This is a genomic window from Stenotrophomonas sp. Steno-C15 (assembly GCF_056393265.1).
In genome coordinates this window covers 49,903-67,653 of record NZ_JBWJPF010000004.1, presented here as the reverse complement: position 1 = coordinate 67,653, position 17,751 = coordinate 49,903, and the positions used below count along the sequence as shown (strand labels likewise).

Here is a 17,751-nt window from a genome sequence, read left to right as displayed (position 1 = left end):
GCCTGGGATGCGTCTTCCCTTTCCTGGCCCGGCGGGCACGCCCACAACGAAAAGGCCCGCCAGTGCGGCGGGCCTTCATCTCTCGCATGACAGGCCGCTGCGCGGCGTCTCAGCTGCGTGGCGGCGTAGGGTCCGGGTCATCCACGCCCACGTTGCTGGAGGGATTGTCGTACACCGACTGGTCGAGCAGGCCGGTCTCCTTGGCCACCAGCACCGGCACCAGCATCTGACCGGTCACGTTGGTCATGGTGCGCATCATGTCCAGGATACGGTCGATGGCATACAGGTAACCGATGGTCTCCAGCGGCAGATTGGCGGCACTGAGCACCACGGTGGCCATGATCACGGCCGTACCCGGCACACCGGCAGTACCGAAGCTGCCCAGCACCGAGGCGATCAGCACCACCACGTACTGCTCCGGCGTCAAAGGCACGCCGCTGTACTGGGCGATGAAGACCGCGCACAACGCGGGGTAGATCGCGCCGCAGCCGTCCATCTTGATGCTCGCACCCAGTGGCACCGCGAATGCACCGTAGTCCTTGTTGACGCCCAGGTTGTGGGTGATCGAACGCAGCGCCACCGGCATCGCGGCGAAGCTGGAGGAGCTGACGAAGGCGACCTGCATGCCTGGCGCCGCGCCGCGGAAGAACTTCAGCGGATTCAGGCCGTGCGCCAGCAGCAGCGCGCTGTAGACGACCACGATGTGCAACGCACAGGCCACGTACAGGGCCAGCACGAAATGCCCCAGCGGCAGCAGCTTCTCGAAACCGTAACTGCCCACCAGGCCGGCAATCAGGCCGAAGGTACCGATCGGGGTGACTTCCAGCACGAAGCGGGTCACCTGGATCATGATGTCGCTCATCTGGCCGACCAGCTTCCGCGCCTCGGTCACCTTCTCGCCCAGCTTGACGATGGCAAAGCCCACCAGGCCGGCGAAGAAGATCACCGGCAGGATCGAGCCCCTGCCAGCGGCCAGCACGGTCTCGCCGGCGGCATTGACCCGGGTGCCGATGCCGGACAGTGCATAGAAGACGTTGGCCGGCACCACATCCAGCAGCACCTGTACCACGCTGGGAACCTCGCGCGGCACATAGTTGCTGGCCATGGACAGCTGCAGGCCACCGGCACCGGGCTGCAGCACGGTGCCCACGCCCAGGCCCACGCACACCGCCAACGCAGCGGTGATCACGAACCACAGGAAGGTGCGGCCACTGAGCGCTGCAACCGACTTCTGGCCATGCAGTGACGAGATCGCGTTGATGACCGCGAAGAACACCAGCGGCACCGCGATCATCTTGATCAGGGTGACATACAGCTCACCGAGCGGACCGAACCACGTTTCCGCAGCGGGGCCGAGCGCCCAGCCGGCCAGCGCACCAAGCACGAAGCCGCCGACCACGCGCTGCCAGAATGGAATCCGCAGCCAGGCAGAGACCAGCGTCATAGGCAATCCAGAGGGGAAGGAAGGGATGCTGGCACGATAGCCCAAGGCGGCCCGCAGAACGACCGTCCGCCCGGCAAATCAGTGTGTCATCGGCGTGCCTTGCGAGGGCGGGCATAATGAACGTCCCGTTACAGTTTGTGAGATCCCAGCGTCCATGCGCCGTTCCGTCTCCCTGTTGGCCACGTGTGCCACCACCCTGCTGCTCGGCGCCTGCGCCAGCACCCCCCCCGCTTCCGCGCCGGCAGGCCTGAAGGTCGCCGTCGAGCCGGTTGCACACCCGGCCGGCGAGACGCCGCAATGGTGGTACCGCAGCGGCGCCGCCCAGGCCGCCGCCAATGGCGCGATGGCCGGCAAGGCCCGGAATGTCATCCTGTTCCTCGGCGACGGCATGAGCCTGACCACCGTGGCCGCTGCGCGCATCTACGAAGGCCAGAAGAAGGGCGGATCGGGTGAAGAGAACCTGCTGTCCTGGGAACGCTTCCCCGCCACCGCGTTCAGCAAGACCTACAACACCGACTCGCAGACCCCTGATTCGGCGGGCACCATGACCGCCATCACCACCGGCGTGAAGACCCACATGGGCGCGATCGGTGTCAGCGCAGGCGCCCGAACCGATTGTGCCGACAGCCTGTCCAAGGGCCTGCTCACCTGGCTGCAGCTGGCCGACAGCGCCGGCCTGGCGACCGGCATCGTGTCCACCGCGCGCCTGACCCACGCCACCCCGGCGGCCACCTACGCGCACTCGCCGGAGCGCAACTGGGAGAATGACACCGATCTGACCGAAGCGGCCAAGGCCGCCGGCTGCAAGGACATCGCCCAGCAGCTGCTGTCCACGTCGCGCTATGGCCGCGGCCCGCTGGTCGCGCTCGGCGGTGGTCGCGGTGAATTCACCACCGTGGAAGAGCGCGATCCGGAATACGACGACAAGGTCGGCCAGCGCCTGGATGGCCGCAGCCTGGTACAGGAATGGCAGCAGGCGCATCCGCAGGGTGCCTACGTGTGGAACAGCAGGCAGCTGGCCGCCGCCGCGAATGCGCCGGCCATCCTCGGCCTGTTCGAGCCGGACCACATGCGCTACGAATACGAGCGCCCGCAGGATCCGGCCGGTGAGCCGAGCCTGGCCGAGCTGACCGCTGCTGCGATCACCAATCTGTCGCGCCATCAGGAAGGTTACGTGCTGATGATCGAAGGCGCCCGCATCGACCATGCCAACCACAGCGGCAATGCCTATCGCGCACTGACCGAAACCGTGGCGATGTCCGATGCGGTGCGGGTGGCGTCGGAAATGACGTCGGCCGACGACACGCTGATCATCGTCACCGCCGACCACTCGCACACCCTGAACTTCGTCGGCTACCCCGCACGCGGCAACCCGATCCTGGGCAAGGTGAAGGACAAGGGCGGTGAGGACGGCGCCGGCAAGCTGGACTACGCGCTGGACGGCAACGGCCAGCCTTACACCACCTTGAGCTACGCCAATGGACCGGGCCACACCGGCAGCACCAACCAGCAGCCGGCGGGCAGCAAGCGCTACCCGCACAACCCGAGCAGCTTCGAGCCGGCCAAGGGGCGTCCGGACCTGCATGATGTCGACACCGAGCATCCGGACTACATGCAGGAAGCGCTGGTGCCGATGAAGTCCGAATCGCATGGTGGCGAGGACGTCGGCATCTGGGCGCGCGGTCCCGGCAGCAAGGCGATCCGCGGCACGCTGGAGCAGAACACGATCTATCACATGATCGTGCAGGCAACGCCGGCGCTGCGCGATCGCCTGTGCCAGGCGGGCACCTGCGATGACAAGGGCGTACCGGTGCAGCTGCCGGCGCCCAAGGCCTTCGAACGCAGCGTCGACGGAAAGTAACGGCACGGCGGACGCAGTGTGCAGCCGGGCCATGCCCGGCTGCATCCCGCCCGTGAGTCGAAGGCGCGGCGCGACCCCGCCGATCACCCTACACTTCACCCGTGACTGCCTTCCCCGCCCTGGTTTCCCTCGATGCACCGCTGCTGGTCGGCTACAGCGGCGGCCTGGATTCGACCGTCCTGCTGCACTGGCTACGGCGCTGCACGCAGGCGGCCGGCGTGGGACTACGCGCTGTACACGTGCATCACGGGCTGCAGCCCGACGCCGATGCCTGGGTCCAGCATTGCCAGCAGCAGTGCGCGGCCCTGGGAATCGAACTGGTCGTACACCGCGTGCAGGTCGAGACCGGCACCGGTCTGGGCCTGGAGGGTGCAGCCCGGCAGGCGCGTCGCGCTGCTTTCGTCGCCTCTCTGCGCGACGGAGAGACGCTGGCCCTGGCCCAGCATCAGGACGATCAGGCTGAAACTTTCCTGCTGCGCGCGTTGCGCGGTTCCGGTGTTGATGGCCTGGCGGCAATGAGCAGGGACAGCATGCTCGCCGGCCACCGGCTGTGGCGGCCGCTGCTGCAGGTCCCGCGCGACGCTCTGCATGACTATGCGCGGGCCCACGATCTGCACTGGATCGAAGACCCCAGCAACGACGACGCGTACGCCGACCGCAACTTCCTGCGCCTGCAGGTGCTGCCGCTGCTGCGCCAGCGCTGGCCGCACGCCGCAGCGGCCCTGGCCGGCAGTGCCGATCATTGCGCGCGCACCCGTGGCCTTCTGCAGGAAGAGGACACCGAGCTGCTCGCGCACCTGGAAGCAGCCCCGCGCGTGCTGTCCTTGCAGCTGCTGCGGCAGGTATCGCCGGAACGCGCCGCACGCGTCCTGCGCACCTGGGTGGCCAGCCATGGCGCGGCACCGCTGCCGGGGCGGGTGCTGCAGCAGATGCTCGAGGAAATGCTGCCCTCCGCTTGCGACCGGCAGGCGCAGGTGCGCTGGCAGGATCACGTCATCCAGCAATGGCGCGAGCATGCCTATCTGCTGCCGGCCGAGCTGCCTGCCCTGCCCCTGGACTGGCAGGAGGAGTGGGACGGCCGGGTGCCTCTGGCCTTGCCTGATGGCGGCCAGCTGCGCCTGCTGGGCGCCGCGATGTTCCAGCAGCCGATGCAGGTACGTGCACGGCGTGGCGGCGAGCGCATCGTGCTGCCGGGACGCAGCCACGCACATGCCTTGAAGGACTGCCTGCAGCGTGAACATCTGGCCCCCTGGCGGCGCGCGCAGCTGCCGCTGCTGTTTGCTGACGGCAACCTGCTGGCCGCCGCCGATGTGGTGATCGCCGCACCGCTGCAGGCCTGGCTGCACGCTCACGACGCCCAGCTGCGGTGGCAGCCGGGTGGCTGGTGAATTGACCCCTGCGCGCGTGCCGTCCACACTTGCCGCATGGCCAAGAAGTCCCCCGAAAACGCCTCCCCTGTTGCCCAGTTCGAGCAGTCGCTCGAATCGCTGGAGCAGCTGGTGGAGCAGATGGAAACCGGCGAGCTGAGCCTGGAAGCGTCGCTCAGTGCTTACGAACGTGGCGTGGGCCTGTACCGCCAGTGCCAGCAGGCGCTGGAGCAGGCCGAACTGCGCGTCCGGCTGCTCAGCGATCCGGCACAGCCCGATACGGCAGAACCCTTCGATCCGCCCAGCCATGACGGCTGAGGCGGCGTTCGCGCGCTGGCGCGACCGGATCGAAAGCCTGCTCGATGCCGCCCTGCCCTCGCCGGCCGATGCACCGCAGCGGCTGCACCAGGCCATGCGCCATTCCGTCCTCGGCGGTGGCAAGCGCATGCGTCCGCTGCTGGTCTATGCCACTGGCCAGTTGTTCGGCGCTCAACCGGAAAGGCTCGACGCGGCCGCGATGGCGGTGGAACTGATCCATGCCTATTCGCTGGTGCACGACGACCTGCCGGCGATGGACGACGATGCACTGCGCCGTGGCAAACCCACCACCCACATCGCCTTCGACGAAGCCACCGCGATCCTGGCCGGCGACGCCCTGCAGACCCGCGCCTTCAGCCTGCTGGCCGAGGCACCACTGCCGGCAACACTGCGCGTGGACTGCCTGCAGGCGCTGGCACACGCCTCCGGTGCCGCCGGCATGTGCGGCGGCCAGGCGCTGGATATCGATGCCACCGGACAGCGGCAGTCGCTGGCCGCGCTGACCCGGATGCATGCGCTCAAGACCGGCGCGCTGATCCGTGCCGCGGTACGTATGGGCGCATTGTGCGGCGATGCGCCGGAGCCGCAGCGGGTGCAGCTGGACGCATTCGCCGATGCACTCGGCCTGGCGTTCCAGGTCCGCGATGACATCCTCGATGTCGAAGCCAGCTCCGAGCAGCTGGGCAAGACGGCAGGCAAGGACCAGGCGCAGGACAAGAGTACCTTCCCCGCCCTGCTCGGCATGGAGGGAGCGAAGGCGCAGCTGCGCGAGCTGGCGGCCCGCATGCAGGCTGCTCTGGCGGGCTACCACGAAGAGGCCGATGCGCTGCGCGCGCTGGCCAGGCTTGCGGTGGAGCGCGATCACTGACGTGGTGCGCAACGAAAACGCCCGGCAATGCCGGGCGTTTTCATGTCCGCATGCAGCCGGTCTTACTTGATCAGGCGCAATGCGAACGGGTAGCGATAGGCTTCGCCGTTGTTGGCCTTGACCGCGGCAATGATGCAGAACACCAGGCTGACCAGTCCGACGATCGGCATCAGGATCGCGCCGATGACCACGATGGTCAGGATGATGCAGACCACCATCGCGATGGCCACGGTGATCTGGAAGTTCAGCGCTTCCTTGGCCTGGTCGGTGACGAAGGACTTGCCGGCGTCGTCCTTGTTGATCAGCCAGATGATCAGCGCGCCGATGAAGCCGGTGAAGATGCCCAGCAGGTGCGCGGCCAGGGCCATGGTGCGCTGGTCTGCCGGGACATCGGCGGTGACCGGCGGCGGCGGCGGGACGTTATCGAATTCACTCACGACAAAACTCCTTTTCATTGGGTGGTCTTGACCCACCGGCATCAGGCCGGTTGCGTCAGGCGGCCATAGCTTACGCCATCGACGCCATCAATCATTACCGGCGATGGTCATCCGCCCCACCAGGATCGAACCGGTCCGGATGTGCGAGCGCGGATCGACATCGCTGCCCACCGCTTCGATCGCCATGAACATCTCGCGCAGGTTGCCGGCAATGGTGATGCCGTCCACCGGGTACTGGATCTCCCCGTTCTCGACACGGAAGCCACCGGCCCCCCGCGAGTAGTCACCGGTCACACCATTGACCCCCTGCCCCATCAGCTCGGTCACCAGCAGGCCGCTGCCCATCTGCCGGGCGATGTCTTCCAGCGGCCCGGCGTTGGCCGCCAGCTGCAGGTTGTGCACGCCGCCGGCATTGGCCGTGGTCTGCAGGCCCAGCTTGCGGGCCGAGTAACTGCCCAGTACGTAGCGCTGCAGCACGCCATCGCGGACCAGTGCCGACGCGCGGGTCGCCACGCCATCGCCGTCGAAGGCGGCCGAGCGCAGGCCGCGGCGCAGGTGCGGCAGCTCGTCGATCTGCATCCAGTCCGGGAACAGTCGCTGCCCGGCGCTGTCCAGCAGGAAGCTGGCCTGGCGGTAAAGCGCGCCACCGGACACGGCCGACAGCAGATGGCCCACCAGACTGCGCGCCACTTCCGGGGCGAACAGCACCGGCATGCTGCCCGTAGCCAGCGAGCGCGGTTGCAGGCGGGCGACGGTACGCGCGGCGGCCTGGCGGCCGACCTGGGCCGGATCTTCCAGGTCCTGCCTGGCCAGCGCACTGGTGTACCAGCCGTCGCGCTGCATGCCATCGCCCTGGCCGGCAATCAGCGCACAACCGATCGAATGGTGGGTGCCGCGCTCACGGCCAATGAAACCGTGCGAATTGGCGTACACCGACAGGCTCTGCGAGGTGGACACCGCCGCGCCATCGGAGTTGCGGATCTGCGCGTCGGCCTCGCGCCCGGCGGCCTCGCAGGCCAGCGCCAGGTCCACCGCTTCGTCGGCCTGCAGGACCCACGGATGCCAGCCGTCCAGCTCGGGAAAATCCTTGGCCATCAGGGCGGCATCGGCCAGTCCGGCGGCCGGATCATCCTCGGTGTGGCGGGCGATCGCGCAGGCCTGCTCCACGGTGGCCGACAGGCTGGCCTCGTTCAGGTCGCCGGTGCTGGCGCTGCCCTTGCGCTGGCCGAAGTACACGGTCACGGCAATGCCGCGGTCGCGGGTGGACTGTACGGTTTCCACTTCGCCCAGGCGCACATTGACCTCCAGGCCGCGGTCCTCGCTGCAGCTGACCTCGGCTTGGCTGGCCCCCAGCGCACGGGCACGCTCGAGCAGCTGCTGGGAAAGGTCGGCCAGCCGTTCCAGGCGGGCCGGGCTGTCGTCGCCGACAACCACTTCAGGGGCGATCACGTTCAATGCTTTATCCTGTACAGGTTGGGCCCGGCATCACGCCGGGCGACTTTTTTGAAAGCAGGTGTGGACGATGCGCGGACGCGACGAAGAAACCGGTGAATTCCTTGACAAGAGCCGCAAGCAGAAGCGCGGCGAAGCCCTGGAAGTCCTGGCCCTGGGTGAGAAGCTGGTGTCGCTGACCCCGGCCCAGCTGGCGCGCCTGCCGATTCCGGAGGATCTGCTGCCGCATATCGCCGAGTGCAAGCGCATCACGGCCCACATCGCCCACAAGCGGCAGCTGGCGTTCCTGGCCAAGCACATGCGCCGCGAGGAAGACGAAACCCTGGAGGCGATCCGCGATGCGCTGGACGCCAACAGCGAAACCTCGCGCCGCGAAGTGGCGATGATGCACCGCGTGGAAGACTGGCGCGAGCGCCTGCTGGACGACGGCGACAAGGCGCTGGCCGCGCTGCTGGACGAGTATCCGCAGGCGGATCGCCAGCAGCTGCGCACGCTGGTGCGCAACGCCCAGGCCGAGAAGGCGAAGAACAAGCCGCCGCGCGCCTACCGCGAGATCTACCAGGTGCTGCGCGGGCTGATGCTGCCGGCCGCGCTTGGCCTGAAGGTCGCCACCGACGACGACACCGGCGCCAATCTGGACGACGCGACCGACGAGGACTGAGTCCCCGCCGGCCGGGGCGCTGGCCGGGGCCGTTGCCATGTTCAGGCCTGGGTGCCGCCGACGGTCAGGCCCTCGATCAGCAGCGAGGGCTGGCCGACACCCACCGGCACGCTCTGCCCGTCCTTGCCGCAGATGCCCACGCCCTCGTCCAGGGCCAGGTCGTTGCCGACCATGCGCACCTTCTGCATGGTTTCCGGGCCGTTGCCGATCAGGGTCGCGCCCTTCACCGGCGTGGTGATGCGGCCATCCTCGATCAGATAGGCCTCGGTGGCCGAGAACACATACTTGCCACTGGTGATGTCGACCTGGCCACCGCCGAAGTTGACCGCGTACAGCCCCTTCTTCACCGAGCGGATCATCTCCTGCGGATCGTGCTGGCCGGCGCGCATGTAGGTATTGGTCATCCGCGGCATGGTCAGGTGCGCGAACGACTCGCGGCGCGCGTTGCCGGTCGGTGCCATGCCCATCAACCGTGCATTGAGGCTGTCCTGCATGTAGCCGACCAGGATGCCGTCCTCGATCAAGGTCGTGCACTGGGTCGGATGGCCTTCGTCATCAACGTTCAGCGAGCCGCGACGGCCGTCCAGGGTGCCGTCATCGACGATGGTCACCCCCGGGGCCGCCACGCGCTCGCCGATGCGACCGGCGTAGACGCTGGTGCCCTTGCGGTTGAAGTCGCCCTCCAGCCCATGGCCGACCGCTTCATGCAGCAGCACGCCAGGCCAGCCCGGGCCGAGCACCACCGGCATCACACCGGCCGGCGCCGGCACCGCGTCCAGGTTCACCAGCGCCTGGCGCAGCGCCTCGCGGGCGAACGCTTCCGGCCGGCCATCGGCGAACAGTTCTTCGTAGCCATAACGGCCACCACCGCCGGCATAGCCGGACTCGCGGCGACCGTTCTGCTCGACGATCACCTGCACGTTCAAGCGCACCAGGGGGCGGACGTCGGCACCCAGAACGCCGTCGCTGCGCGCGATGAGCACGGTGTCAACGCCACCGGACAGGCTGACCATCACCTGCTTCACCCGCGGATCGGCGGCACGCAGATAGCCATCCAGGCGCTTGAGCACTTCAACCTTGGCCTCGTTGCCGAGCCCATCGATCGGATCCAGCGCCGGATACAGCGCGCGTGCATTGCGGCGCAGCAGCGAGCGGCCCGCCTGGGCACCGCCCTCGCGCGAAATCGCGCGTGCCGACTGCGCCGCCGCCAGCAGCGCATCGGCATGGATGTCATCGGAATAGGCGAAGCCGGTTTTCTCGCCGGCAATGGCACGCACGCCGAACCCCTGCTCGATGGAATGGGCACCGTCCTTGACGATGCCGTCTTCCACGCTCCAGCTCTCACGCCGGGCGTGCTGGAAATAGAGGTCGCCGAAATCGACACCGGGGCCGAGCAGCTGGCCGAAGGTGCGCTCCAGTCCAGCGGTATCCAGGCCGCCGGGGCGCAGCAGGCGGTCTTGGGCAAGCGTCAGGGCGATATCAGTCATGGCTCTCGATCTGGGGATGCAGGGGCACTCAGGCAAGCCCCGGGGAATGGGAGGCCGCGCTCAGCGCGACCGCGGCAGGTCGGTCACGGCCGGTGGAAGGGTCGGCGCAGGTGCGGAAGCCGGCGGGGTCCGTTCGCGGCTGCGTTCGATCACCTCCACCTTCGGCTCCTTCCAGGGACCGGTCACCTTGTAGGTACGGGCGCCGATCTCACCCAGCGGCTTGGACAGCACCGCATTGGTCGCCGCCCCCAGCGCAGCCCCGACCGGGCCACCGGCCACTGCGCCGACCACGGTCAGCAGATTGCCGGCACGCGGATTGACGTCGATGGTCTGGTCGAACTGCTGCTGGCGCAGGTCGGCCTGGCCGCGGATGGTGATGTTCGCCGCAGGCCCTTCGATCAGCACCTTGTCGGTTCGGGCCACGCCCTGGCCGAACTGCAGGCTGCCCTCGATCTGGTTGAACGCGAAGCCCTTGGAGAAGAAATCACGGAAGTCGAACATCAGCCGCCGCGGCAGCTGGGCCACGCTGAGCAGACCCAGCACGCGACCAGCACCGGGGTCCAGTTCCAGCAGCTGACCGTTGCGCGCATGGATATCCAGCTGGCCCTGCAGATTGCCCAGCTGGAAGTCCGACGGCCCGCCATTCCACGACGCCTGCAGCTGCGCCTGGCCGGCGCCGCCACGCAACTGGCCACCGTAGTCGAGATTCTGCATCAGCGCGCCGAGATCCTCGCTGCGCACCTGCGCGTTCAGCTCGGTGCGGGCGCCGCTGCTGCTGCCCAGCCAGCGGCCGGTGATATCGATCTCCTGGTCGGGCGCGCGGAAGCGCAGGGTCTGCACCTCCAGGCCGTTGCCCCGCGGGCGGGTGCGCAGCACGGCCTGGCCGAGCGCCACCTTGCCGAACTTCAGGTCGGCGATGTCCAGCGCGAACGACGGCAGTCTGGCCGGATCCATGTCGTTGGCGCCGGCCTGCACCCGGGCCGGTGCCGCTGGCGCACCGGACGCGGCCGGCGGTGACTGCCAGTACACCCGGTCGAGCTGGCCGCTGATGGTGCCGCCCTCGGCATTGGGCACGCTCAGGCGGCCAGCCAGCGAAGGGCCGTCCAGGCGCACATCCAGCGCCTGCGCGCCCGGGCGCAGTTGCAGGCGGGTCTGCTCGAACACCCCTCCGATCAGCATCAAGCGGCCGACCTGCACGTCGATCGCCCGCAACGGCATCGGATCGCCGTCGCCGTCTCCGCCGCGGGCCAGGCCGATCCACTCCAACGCGTCCAGGGTCGGGCTGTGACCGTTGACCGCCAGCCCGCTGGAAGGCGGCTCGCGGTCGACCTGGCCGCTGCCGAGGGTCACCTGCACGCCGGTCTGATTGTTATGGCTGCGCGCGGCCAGGGCCAGGCGCTGGCCAAACGCCACGTCGATACGGCCATCCCCCATCGGCAGCTGCGCAGTCACGGTGGTGGCCAGTGGCTCGTCGGCGGGCTTGTCCAGCGGGGCGGGAAGATCCAGGCGCGTGCCTGCCAGATCCGAGCGCAGGCGCAGTTCGCTGGGAGGAGCGGGCGCGCCTGGCGCGACCTTCGGCAGGTTGACGGCGATGGTCCAGGGCGAGGTACCGGTGATGTAGGGCTTGAGCCAGGCCATTTCCGGCGCGCGGTCAATCAGCACGCCTGCATCAAGGCGCGCCGAAAGCTCCGACTCGAAGGCCAGCTTCGGGTCACGCACGAACCCACCCGCGCGCAGGCTCAGTTGGCCGTCCTGGCCCAGATGGCGCACCGCCAGTTGCTCGGCGGCAAAACCACCGTTGCCGTAGCGGGCCAACCCACGCATGTTGTCGAATTCCAGCGCGAAGCGCTTCTCCACCAGCTTCACGCCGGCCAGATCGACCGTGCCCTGCAGGTGCCCCCCCCCTTCGTCGGCATGCAGCGGCTTCAGCAGGTCGAAGGTCACCTGCGCCGGCCCGGTGGCGGTCAGGTTGTCCAGCGTCTCGCCGTATTCCTGGTGCAACGGGCTCTGCCGCAGCAGCGCCAGCAGCTTTCCGGCTTCGCTGCGGGTATCGGCACGTACGTACAGCGGCTGCTGGCCGAAATCCTTGATGCCGGCCTCGAAGTGCTGCACCGGCACGCCTGCCAGGTCACCGCGCCCCTGCATGTGGAAGCCAGGACCGATGAAGGCGATGTCGGCGTCAACCTGGCTCATCAGCGGCCAGTCGCGCTGGAAGCGGATGTCGCCGCGGGTGATATGGCCGGTCGCCTCGAACCGCCCGTCGTTGTTGTCGAAGGGCCAGTCGTCGAGGTCACCGGTGACCAGGCCGATACCATCACGCACCTGGCCGCCGGCCAGCGCCATGTCCAGCCAGTCGGTGGCACCCTTGCTCATCCTGGAATGGATCCAGAAGCGCTTGGCGGCCGTCATCGGTACATCGTCCAGCTTGGCCGCCAGCTGCAGCCACGGACGCGTGCCATTGCCCTGGAACCAGACATCGCCGCGCAGATCGGCTGCGTAATCCGTGCCTTCCACGCGCAGGGCGGCCGTGCCGATGCGCCAGCCGCCGCCTTCGTCGCGCCACCCCACCACTTGGCCTGCCAGGTGCAGGTCATGGCGCACGCCGAAGCCGGTCGGCCAATCGAACTGGAGCTCGCGCTGCGGCTGCAGCTGCAGGCGGAAGCCATCGGCGTCGCCTTCGAAATGGCCGCCCAGCCCACGCAAGCCAGGTGCGTCACCGACGCTGGCAAAACCCAGCGACTGCAGCTCGCCCTGGGCCCACAGCGGACCGTTGCGCTTGCCGGCCAGCTGCAGTTCCCGCAGATCCAGCTGCGGCTTTGACAGGAACAGCCAGCGCCGCAGGCCAGGGTCCAGGCGGTCACTCAGCGCCAGCGCACGCAGCGCGGTGCCGGCCTGCACCGCCCCGCTGCGGATGCCCAGTTGCGTGCCGACCTGCAGTTGCAGTCCATCAAGCTGCTGCGCGCCGGTGTCGTCCACCAGCCGCAGGCGCGGTACCTGCATCGCCCATCCGTCCGCCTGCCGCTGCCAGCGCAGCAGCGCCTGCATGCGCTGCAACTGCAGCCGCGGCACTGCCAGCCCCGGCATCGGTGCGCCGTCGATGCGCAGATCCCGCAGATCCGAATCGGTGGTCAGCGCCACGGGGACGAAATCGCGCAGGGTCAGCCACACATTGAGTTCGCCGCGTCCTTCACGCAGGCGCACGCCCCCGGCCGCCAGCAACGGCGACCAAGCGCGGAAATCGATGGGATCGGCGCCCAGCCATGCCTCGCCGTCGCCACGCACACGGTCCACATCCAGCACGGCGGTCAGCGGAAGTGCGTCGGTCTGGGCCCAGGCCCGCACGCCTACCCGCAGGCGGTCGCCGTTGACGCGCAGGCGCAGATCGACGCGCGGCAATACGGTGTCGATGCCGAGTGCCGGAGCCTGCACGCCCAGCCGGCCGCCGATCACCTGCAGCTCGCCCAGCCGGCGCAGCGCCTCCAGCGGGTCACCACCGCTGCTGGGCTGCGGCAGGCCACGCACCGACCAGCGACCGTCCTCGCTCTGCTGCAGATCCAGGGCCAGGCCGCGCAGACGCAGCTCGGTCAACGAACGGCCCGGCAGCAGGCCGCTGTACATCGACACCAGGATTTCAGCCTCGCCGACCGCCAGGCCCTGCCCGGCGCCGATGCGCAGGCCCTTCAGCTGCAGCAGCGGGCCACGACGGGTCCACGCCGTGTCCAGCTGGTCGAAACGGACCGGCTGGCCTGCACGCTCGCTCAACCAGGCGGCGATCCTGTCGGGGTGTCGCTCGGCCAGCGGCAGCAGCTGGCTGAAGGTGCCCACCAGCAGCGCCAGCCCGACCAGGGCCACCGCACAGGCAGCAATGAGATGACGGCGGATCCTTCGCAGTCGCAGGCGCGGCGGCGCGCTCATCGGCCGCCGCCGACCTTCGGCCGGCGTGGATCAGAGCAGCACAACATCGAACTGCTCCTGCAGGTACTGCTCATCCGCCTGGAAGCGGATGCTCTTGCCGAGGAACTCTTCCAGCTCGGCCACCGCCGCGGATTCCTCATCGGTGATGCGCGCCACCACCTTGGTCGACGCGATCACCAGCAGGCGCGCGGCATCGAACTGGCGCACCGCGCGGGTGATCTCGCGGAAGATCTCGTAGGTGACCGTTTCGGTGGTCTTGATTGTGCCGCGACCGCTGCACTGCGGGCAGGTCTCCGACAGCTGGCGCTCCAGGCTTTCGACCGTGCGCTTGCGGGTCATCTCCACCAGGCCCAGCGGCGAGAAGTCGTAGACCGTGGTCTTGGCATGGTCCCGCGCCAGCGCCTTTTCCAGGGTTCGCAGCACCTGGCGGCGGTGCTCGGCATCGTCCATGTCGATGAAGTCGATGATGATGATGCCGCCGAGATTGCGCAGCCGCAGCTGCCTGGCCACGGCCTGCGCCGCCTCCAGGTTGGTGCGGAACACCGTCTCCTCCAGGTTGCGCTGGCCGAGGAACGACCCGGTGTTGACGTCGATGGTGGTCATCGCTTCGGTCTGGTCGATCACCAGGTAGCCACCGGACTTCAGCGGCACCTGCTTGTCCAGCGCGCGGCCGATCTCGTCCTCCACGCCGAACATGTCGAAGATCGGGCGATCGCCGGAGTACAGCTCCAGCTTCTCGGCCAGCACCGGCATGTACTTGGCCACGAAAGCCTGCAGCTGCGCGAACGTTTCCTTGGAATCGACCTTCACCTTGTCCACGTCCTTGCGGATCAGGTCGCGTACCGAACGCAGCGGCAGGCTCAGGTCTTCATAGATCACGCTGCAGGGGGTGGCGTCGCGGCCGCGGCGCTCCACCACGTTCCAGACCCGCGACAGATAGGCGATGTCCTCGGCGATGGCTTCGGCCGGCTGCCCTTCGGCGTTGGTGCGCACGATGTAGCCGTAGCCGCCGTGCTGTGCCGACAACTCGGTCACCAGCGCCTTCAGGCGCGCGCGCTCGGCCTCGTCCTCGATGCGCGCGGACACGCCCACCACTTTCGATTGCGGCAGCAGCACCATGTAGCGCGACGGGATGCTGATCTGCGTGGTCAGCCGCGCGCCCTTGGTACCGATGGGATCCTTCACCACCTGCACCACGATGTCCTGGCCGTCGCGCAGCAGCTCGACGATCGGCACGCTGGCCGGTGGTGGCAGCGTGGTGTTCTCGGTGTCGGCACTGGCCACCGGCGCTGGCCGCACCACGTCGTTGGCATGCAGGAACGCAGCGCGCTCAAGGCCGACCTCGACGAAGGCGGCCTGCATGCCCGGCATCACCCGCTGCACCTTGCCCTTGTAGATGTTGCCGACCACACCCCGGCGCCAGCCGCGCTCGATGTGCAGTTCCTGCAGCATGCCATTCTCGATCACCGCGACCCGGGTCTCGCGTGGGGTCACATTGACCAGGATTTCCTCAGACATCTGCAGCCTCCCTGGCGGCGTTGGCAATGGGAGCCGGCACGCCGCAGCGCGCCAGCAGACGATCGGTGTGCAGCAGCGGCAGCCCCATCACACCGGAGTAGCTGCCGGACAGGTGTTCGATCCAGCGCTCGGCCCCACCCTGGATGGCGTAGGCCCCGGCCTTGTCCAGCGGCTCACCGGTGGCCACATAGGCGGCGATGTCGGCGGTGCCGATCGCAGCGAACGTGACCTCGGACACCACCAGTTCGCTGTCCAGCCCGGCCGCGCCGACCACCACCACGGCCGTCATCACCTGGTGCGTGCGTCCGGCCAGGCGCGCCAGCATTGCCCGGGCATCGGCGGCATCGACCGGCTTGCCGAACACCTCGCCATCAAGCACGACCTCGGTGTCCGAGCCCAGCACCCGTGCGTCCGGGTCGTCGGCCAGCACCCGGGCCAACCCGGCGCGCGCCTTGTCGGCCGCAACCCGGCAGACGTACTGCTCGGCGCTTTCACTGGGCGCGCGCTGCTCGACAACCTCCAGGTCAAGCGCCTGGAAGGGGCGTCCGAGTCGGGCCAGCAGCTGGTTGCGTCGGGGGGAGCGGGAAGCAAGATAGAGCATCGGCACAGCATAACCTGAGGCCGCCGCCTGAATCGTCGGCAACCTGCTCCCGCGTGCCTTCAACCCCGAACGGACTCACAGCGCGTTCATCGCTACGACACCACCCTCACGCCACAACAAGGAGATCCCATGCGCCTGACCGCCTCCCCGCTGCTGCTTGCCCTGTCCCTCGCCCTTGGAGCCTCGATGTCCGCCCATGCCGCCCCGCCGCCGCCGATCGCCGCCCCGGCCGAGGGCACCCTGCTGAACATTTCGGCCAACGCCGAAGCGACCCGTGTGCCGGATGTGGCCACCCTGTCGGCCGGCGTGGTCACCCAGGCCGCCGACGGCAACAGCGCCATGCGCCAGAATGCGCAGCAGATGGACAAGGTGCTGGCCGCGATCAAGGCGGCCGGCATCGCCGAGCGCGATGTGCAGACCAGCGGCGTCAGCCTCAACCCGCAGTACCGCTATGCCGACAACGAAGCGCCGAAGATCACCGGCTACCAGGCCAGCAACACCGTCAGCCTGAAGGTCCGCGACATCGCCAAGCTGGGCCGGGTGCTCGATGCGCTGGCCGCCCAGGGCGCCAACCAGATCAACGGCCCCAGCTTCGAGATCGACCAGCCGGAGCCGGTCTATGACGAAGCCCGCCTGGCCGCGCTGAAGAAGGCACAGGCGCGCGCCCAGACCTATGCCAAGTCGCTGGGCCTGCAGGTGCGCCGCATCGTCAGCATCTCTGAAAACAGCAACGGCGGCTTCCGCCCGGTGCCGATGATGCGGGCACAGATGGCCTCGGCCGCCATGGACAAGGCCACGCCGGTCGCGCCGGGCGAATCCACCGTTTCGGTCAACCTGGACGTGGTGTTCGAGCTGGGTCGCTGACGACCCGGCACGGCGGGGGCACTGTCCGCCGGACAGCGCCCTGCCCTGATCTGCTGCCCACGGGGCCGGATGCCTTTCCAGCGGAAAGGTCTCCGGCCCCGTTGCGTAGATGAAGGCCAGTTCAACATCGCCTGACATGCCTCTAGGCAATGGCGGCCACGACGCGCTAATGCTTGGCTGCCAGCCGCGTGCGGCAAACCCCGATGGCGGCCCTGGTGCGTTGACGTCTTTCGACACTGGCACGGAGGTGGACCATGGTTCGTACGTATCCCGTTGCATCCGCGCACTTCGACCCCGCCCGCATCGCCGCCTGGAGCGCGGCCATCGCACTGCATCTGCTGGCGTTGCTGCTGCTGCTCATCCCCGCCACCTACCAGGCGGTACAGGCCCCGCGTGACACGACCACGGTCCGCTGGATCGAAAAGGTCGAGACACCGGAACCTCCGCCGATCCTGCCCACCGAACCCGAACAGGTGAAGGTCGCCCCCCGCTCCCAGGCAGTGCCGACCGCACCGGCGCTGCCAGCCCCCACCGCAACGGTCGAAGACGCGCCAGGCATCGTCCTGCCGGCCGCCGAACCGACCGCCGTGATGGCGCCGCCGACGCTGGCGGCAGCTACGCCGCTGGCGGGAGCCCAGCTGCAGTACCGCAGTGCGCCGCCCCCGGCCTATCCCATCCCCGCGCTGCGCAACCGCGAACAGGGCACGGTCCTGCTGCGCGTGGAAGTGGACAGCAACGGCCAGCCTGTTGCGGTCAGCATCGAACGCAGCAGCGGTTCGCGCAGCCTGGACCAGGCCGCACGCCAACAGGTGCTGCGCCACTGGCGGTTTGAGCCCGCCCAGCATGACGGCGTGGCGGTGCCTGCCATCGGCATGGTGCCGGTGCAGTTCTCGCTGCCCGACTGACCGTTGCACCGGCCCGGCCTCAGGCCGGGCCGGAATCCGCGACCGGGTTTGCG

General features: G+C 68.6%; 14 protein-coding genes. 7 read left to right on the top strand and 7 right to left on the bottom strand.

The window, feature by feature from the left end; translation table 11 throughout:
• Nucleotides 1–109: 109 nt before the first annotated feature.
• The gene (locus tag AC06FB_RS05195; protein WP_065181834.1) at nt 110–1,444 is read right to left on the bottom strand and encodes a dicarboxylate/amino acid:cation symporter; all 1,335 of its coding nucleotides are present in this window, start codon (nt 1,442–1,444) and stop codon (nt 110–112) included.
• A 154-nt stretch (nt 1,445–1,598) separates the two neighbouring features.
• On the opposite strand from AC06FB_RS05195, the gene AC06FB_RS05190 reads away from it, so the two are divergent.
• The 4 genes from AC06FB_RS05190 (at nt 1,599) to AC06FB_RS05175 (ending at nt 5,858) form a co-directional block, all read left to right on the top strand.
• Nucleotides 1,599–3,305, top strand: coding sequence for an alkaline phosphatase (locus AC06FB_RS05190; protein ID WP_128988859.1), 1,707 nt, complete (start codon nt 1,599–1,601; stop codon nt 3,303–3,305).
• Nucleotides 3,306–3,406: 101 nt separating this feature from the next.
• Nucleotides 3,407–4,693, top strand: a complete 1,287-nt coding sequence (tilS, locus tag AC06FB_RS05185) for a tRNA lysidine(34) synthetase TilS (RefSeq protein WP_197572518.1) — start codon at nt 3,407–3,409, stop codon at nt 4,691–4,693.
• A gap of 36 nt (nt 4,694–4,729) precedes the next feature.
• Nucleotides 4,730–4,990, top strand: coding sequence for an exodeoxyribonuclease VII small subunit (locus AC06FB_RS05180; RefSeq protein WP_065174877.1), 261 nt, complete (start codon nt 4,730–4,732; stop codon nt 4,988–4,990).
• Nucleotides 4,980–5,858 (top strand): polyprenyl synthetase family protein, encoded by an 879-nt coding sequence (locus AC06FB_RS05175; protein ID WP_111186398.1) that lies wholly within the window; start codon nt 4,980–4,982, stop codon nt 5,856–5,858. The genes AC06FB_RS05180 and AC06FB_RS05175 overlap by 11 nt, the downstream gene beginning before the upstream one ends.
• Nucleotides 5,859–5,920: 62 nt before the next feature.
• Here AC06FB_RS05175 and AC06FB_RS05170 read toward each other — a convergent pair whose 3' ends face one another.
• Together AC06FB_RS05170 and pmbA are read right to left on the bottom strand one after the other, a co-directional pair.
• Entirely contained in the window at nt 5,921–6,295 is a 375-nt protein-coding gene (locus tag AC06FB_RS05170) for a DUF4870 domain-containing protein (RefSeq protein WP_053516791.1), read from the bottom strand.
• An 87-nt stretch (nt 6,296–6,382) separates the two neighbouring features.
• Complete coding sequence (gene pmbA / locus AC06FB_RS05165; protein WP_197572033.1) at nt 6,383–7,750, bottom strand: metalloprotease PmbA; 1,368 nt, start codon at nt 7,748–7,750, stop codon at nt 6,383–6,385.
• A 67-nt stretch (nt 7,751–7,817) separates the two neighbouring features.
• On the opposite strand from pmbA, the gene yjgA reads away from it, so the two are divergent.
• Nucleotides 7,818–8,408 (top strand): ribosome biogenesis factor YjgA, encoded by a 591-nt coding sequence (gene yjgA / locus AC06FB_RS05160; RefSeq protein WP_478053437.1) that lies wholly within the window; start codon nt 7,818–7,820, stop codon nt 8,406–8,408.
• A 41-nt stretch (nt 8,409–8,449) separates the two neighbouring features.
• On the opposite strand, the gene tldD is transcribed toward yjgA, so the two are convergent.
• The 4 genes from tldD to AC06FB_RS05140 are packed head-to-tail and all read right to left on the bottom strand — an operon-like array spanning nt 8,450 to nt 15,929.
• Nucleotides 8,450–9,895, bottom strand: coding sequence for a metalloprotease TldD (tldD, locus tag AC06FB_RS05155; protein WP_478053436.1), 1,446 nt, complete (start codon nt 9,893–9,895; stop codon nt 8,450–8,452).
• Nucleotides 9,896–9,955: 60 nt separating this feature from the next.
• The gene (locus AC06FB_RS05150; RefSeq protein WP_478053435.1) at nt 9,956–13,810 is read right to left on the bottom strand and encodes a YhdP family protein; all 3,855 of its coding nucleotides are present in this window, start codon (nt 13,808–13,810) and stop codon (nt 9,956–9,958) included.
• A gap of 30 nt (nt 13,811–13,840) precedes the next feature.
• Nucleotides 13,841–15,328, bottom strand: coding sequence for a ribonuclease G (gene rng, locus AC06FB_RS05145; RefSeq protein WP_053516779.1), 1,488 nt, complete (start codon nt 15,326–15,328; stop codon nt 13,841–13,843).
• The gene (locus tag AC06FB_RS05140) at nt 15,321–15,929 is read right to left on the bottom strand and encodes a Maf family nucleotide pyrophosphatase (RefSeq protein ID WP_053516777.1); all 609 of its coding nucleotides are present in this window, start codon (nt 15,927–15,929) and stop codon (nt 15,321–15,323) included. The genes rng and AC06FB_RS05140 overlap by 8 nt, the downstream gene beginning before the upstream one ends.
• Before the next feature lie 129 nt (nt 15,930–16,058).
• On the opposite strand from AC06FB_RS05140, the gene AC06FB_RS05135 reads away from it, so the two are divergent.
• Together AC06FB_RS05135 and AC06FB_RS05130 are read left to right on the top strand one after the other, a co-directional pair.
• Nucleotides 16,059–16,793, top strand: a complete 735-nt coding sequence (locus tag AC06FB_RS05135) for an SIMPL domain-containing protein (protein ID WP_053516775.1) — start codon at nt 16,059–16,061, stop codon at nt 16,791–16,793.
• A 254-nt stretch (nt 16,794–17,047) separates the two neighbouring features.
• Nucleotides 17,048–17,698, top strand: coding sequence for an energy transducer TonB (locus AC06FB_RS05130; protein WP_053516772.1), 651 nt, complete (start codon nt 17,048–17,050; stop codon nt 17,696–17,698).
• Nucleotides 17,699–17,751 lie beyond the last annotated feature (53 nt).

Bases quoted from the DNA above. Each gene is read 5' to 3' on its own strand.
- AC06FB_RS05195 (WP_065181834.1), bottom strand. From the start codon at position 1,444: ATGACGCTGGTCTCTGCCTGGCTGCGGATTCCATTCTGGCAGCGCGTG.
- AC06FB_RS05150 (WP_478053435.1), bottom strand. From the start codon at position 13,810: ATGAGCGCGCCGCCGCGCCTGCGACTGCGAAGGATCCGCCGTCATCTC.
- yjgA (WP_478053437.1), top strand. From the start codon at position 7,818: ATGCGCGGACGCGACGAAGAAACCGGTGAATTCCTTGACAAGAGCCGC.
- tldD (WP_478053436.1), bottom strand. From the start codon at position 9,895: ATGACTGATATCGCCCTGACGCTTGCCCAAGACCGCCTGCTGCGCCCC.
- AC06FB_RS05175 (WP_111186398.1), top strand. From the start codon at position 4,980: ATGACGGCTGAGGCGGCGTTCGCGCGCTGGCGCGACCGGATCGAAAGC.
- rng (WP_053516779.1), bottom strand. From the start codon at position 15,328: ATGTCTGAGGAAATCCTGGTCAATGTGACCCCACGCGAGACCCGGGTC.
- AC06FB_RS05140 (WP_053516777.1), bottom strand. From the start codon at position 15,929: ATGCTCTATCTTGCTTCCCGCTCCCCCCGACGCAACCAGCTGCTGGCC.
- AC06FB_RS05135 (WP_053516775.1), top strand. From the start codon at position 16,059: ATGCGCCTGACCGCCTCCCCGCTGCTGCTTGCCCTGTCCCTCGCCCTT.
- AC06FB_RS05180 (WP_065174877.1), top strand. From the start codon at position 4,730: ATGGCCAAGAAGTCCCCCGAAAACGCCTCCCCTGTTGCCCAGTTCGAG.
- AC06FB_RS05190 (WP_128988859.1), top strand. From the start codon at position 1,599: ATGCGCCGTTCCGTCTCCCTGTTGGCCACGTGTGCCACCACCCTGCTG.
- AC06FB_RS05130 (WP_053516772.1), top strand. From the start codon at position 17,048: ATGGTTCGTACGTATCCCGTTGCATCCGCGCACTTCGACCCCGCCCGC.